This window comes from Achromobacter sp. 1012554356 (assembly GCF_059760815.1).
Map to the genome: position 1 here is coordinate 1 of NZ_JCBANC010000115.1, position 3,304 is coordinate 3,304.

At 65.2% G+C, this 3,304-nt stretch carries 2 protein-coding genes; one reads left to right on the top strand and one right to left on the bottom strand.

Translation table 11 applies throughout. The features are described from left to right. On the top strand, positions 1–337 hold a 337-nt coding region (locus AC6LJW_RS29360; protein WP_498088965.1), incomplete at its 5' end, for a hypothetical protein. 279 nt (positions 338–616) lie between these two features. Here AC6LJW_RS29360 and AC6LJW_RS29365 read toward each other — a convergent pair. Next, positions 617–3,304 (bottom strand): autotransporter outer membrane beta-barrel domain-containing protein (locus tag AC6LJW_RS29365; RefSeq protein WP_498088966.1); only part of this gene is annotated, 2,688 nt, incomplete at its 5' end.

Here is a 3,304-nt window from a genome sequence, read left to right on the forward strand (position 1 = left end):
ACGTGGTGAGATCCAGGGCGGCAAAACCATCACCGCCATCGCCGCCAACGCCGCCATTGGCAGCCCCGCCTACGCCGCCCACCCCCGCCTCGCCGACGATCAAGGCACGCGCCGCGGGATGCGGGGACATGCCGAGAGAGATCAAAGACAGGCCAAAACAAAGCTTCACCGCCATACCGCGCGCCTTGTCGATTCGATTCGAGATCGAGTCCGCATGTCGCAACGCCAAGCAAGAATCCGTATGCATCGTTGGTTCATCCTGGGTGGTGGATTCACGCGCGGCTTCACGAACTCGATTGCACCTGAAGCACAGTGGACGCTCCAGGCAGAATCGTGATCTTGATCTCGAAGAAGGTGGAACACCGGCGTCGCCGGTCGCGCGTTTGAGTAATCCGGTTAATCACATCGAGCGACGGCTGCACGCGGCAAAGCGTTCGAGCCTGTGTCGTCGGTGTCTCAGATTCTCTTTATGCGCCCCGGCTTTACCCAGAGTAGGAGTACTCGGAAAGCGCGGCAGCCTTCATAAGAATCAGTTGCCGGGGAAAATCAGACGAACGCTATGGCGCATATTGCGAGACCGTGCCAGCGATCCGGCGAGTCACTTCATGCAAGGTTGCTAGAACAGATATTTCACCCCCACCGAGCCGGCCACCGCCCGCAACCCTGACGTGCTGCCCATGCCCTGTTCGGCATGCACCTGCACATTGACGAAGGTGTTCCTGCCCGCGCGCCGGTCATAGCCCGCCGCCAGGCCGACGCGCGATCCATCCAGATCGTTGTCGAATGGGATGTCGCCCTGTGTCGCGGAGGGATAAGAACTGGAGGACTTTCCCCGCGTGTGCAGATAGCTCAGCATCAGCCAGCCGTGGCTTTGCGTCTGGGCTTGCGCACCCCAGACTTTCGATAGCTTCAGACTCACACGCGAATGCAGCGCGTGCAGTCCCGGCAGCGCAACCCGGCCCACGCTGTCTTCAGCATCGCGCAATTTGACGTGCTGGACCATCACCTGGGCTTGCGGTTCAATGCGCAGACCGCTGCCGTCGCGAATATCGAAGGCCTTGCCGGCTTCCGCCGACAGCGCGGCGCCCCATCCGGATGTCTGCAGGGACGTGCCATGCGCACCGCGCGATTGCGTCTTCACGCCATACCGGCTGACCTGTGCGACGAAATCGGCGTAACCGCCCTTGCCGTCCATCAACGTGTAGTAAGCGCCCAGGCCATACAGGGTTTGATCGCTGCGGCCGGCATCCACCGTCGATCGCGTGGATGCCTGATAGTGCGCCACGTCGTTACGGGAAGCCATTGCCGTTCCAAACACGCCCACGCTCCGGCGGCCGATACCTTTGCTGGCCACGAACAAGTCCGTTCCCACCTGCAGTCCGGCCACCCGCGAATCCACGGCGACGTTCGCTTGCCGGATCCCCAGGGGCGCGCCATCGCGGCGCTCCAGGACGCCAAGCGACCGCGCCCAGGCATAGGGGTAGACCGTTCGCGACAACGTTTCGGTTGATCCCATCCGTTCGTTGAACGACCCTACCGCCACCTCGGACTGCCGCAAGGCCTGATTGCCCAACTGCGAGTAGATGGACACCTCGGGGCGGATATCGCTGAACAGATACCAGTTGTTGGCCAGCGCCGCTGCGCCGTCTCTCGCGCCTCGCACCAAGCCGTAATTGAACGCGCCCGACTGCGTGGGTTGTCCGGGGGTTTGTTGAAATGCATGTTCGGTGCTGGCGCCAGCCTTGACCACCAGCAACCCGTCGCCGGCCAACGGATCTCCGAAGCCGCCCGGCGTGATGAGCTTCAGGTAGGTCAACCCCGTGGCACCCTGGGTCAGCGTCAGGTGATCCGCGGCACCGGTCGGGTTCACGTGCAGTTGCACTTCGCCACCGCCGCCCACCAGGTCGTTGGCGGTGAACGTGCGGCCGGCATGATTGTTGGCATCTTCGGTGGGCCGTGAAAAGGCGATGCTGCCAGCAAGCTGAAGTGAGTTGACCCTGCTGAGGTTGTTGCCCTGCGCGGCAGCGGTGGCATCGGTCAGGACGTTCCATCGGCTCGTCGCATCGATGACGAGGTTCGGTCCGTCCATCTGGCCGTCGAGCCTGGCACCGTTCGCAAGGCTCAATGTCGCATTGCTGGCGCCGGCAACGCTGGCGGCCGCTTGATTGGCCTGGCCGAGGGCCGTGCCATGGATGACCAGCATGCCCTCGTCGACACGCGTAACGCCGGTATGCGTGAGCGGCCCCGCCGCCGTGGCGTTGGCCGTTTCGGTACCGCTACCCAGGATGATCCATGTGCCGGGCCCTGTCTTGGTGAGGCTGCCCGCGCCGCTGATCGAGCCCTGCATCACGGACACGGTGCCGACGGCCGTGTGGACCGCGCCATCGCCGCGCAACTGGAAATCGCGCTGCGACGTGATGCTGGCGTTCAGTTGCAGCCCGCCGCCGTCAAAGATAAGGCCGCCAGCCGTGTCCCCCAGGGCGGCATCGTCCGTGATCGCCAGCCATCCCCCGAAGAGCGTCCAGGGCGTGAGCGCCAGGGCGGGCGAACCCGTCAACGCCCACATGCCGTGAGACGTCTTCTCGAATGCGTTAAAGCCCAGATACTGACCCTGCGCGCCGTGGCCGATCGTGCCCACGTCAAACGCCAGCGCGGCCCCGCCATCCAGGACGAGCGTGTTTGTGCCGCTTGATTCGGAGGCATCGACAAGGCCGTGAATCAGGCTGCCGTCACGGAGCATCAAGGTCGAATTGCTGGCGGTGGCCGCGTACTTGATGGCGGTGTCCTGATTGACCGGCCCCGCCATGATGGAACCCGAGTTGATGATGACGGAACTGGCCCCCGTGACGTAGACACTGTGATTGCTGCTGCCGGCCGCGCCGCCTGCGTTCGTGTCGAAACGCGAGAACGGCCCGCCGCCACCGCCTGCGCCACCTGGCGCGCCTCCGCCTCCGCCGCCGGCACCGGAGCCTTCGAACGGAACGGCATCGCCTCCCGTGACGCTGGGCGCTGCGCCGGCCTCGCCGCCCAATCCGCCCACCCCCGGGGTCTGTACCAGCCACGTGAATCCGCCCGCGGCGCCGCCGTTGGTCAAGGTGCCACCGCCGCCGCCGCCTCCGCCCGCCCAGGATCTGCCGATGTCGCCCCCGATGCCATCCTGGCCGTCGTATCCGCCGTTGCCGCCGTCTCCCCCGAAAGCCGTTCGAATGTATGCCGCGCCTCCGCCGCCCCCGCCGGCGGCGCCGCCAATGCCCGTGGAACCGTCGCCTCCGCGACCGCCGTCCGGTTCCACTGTGTGATAGAA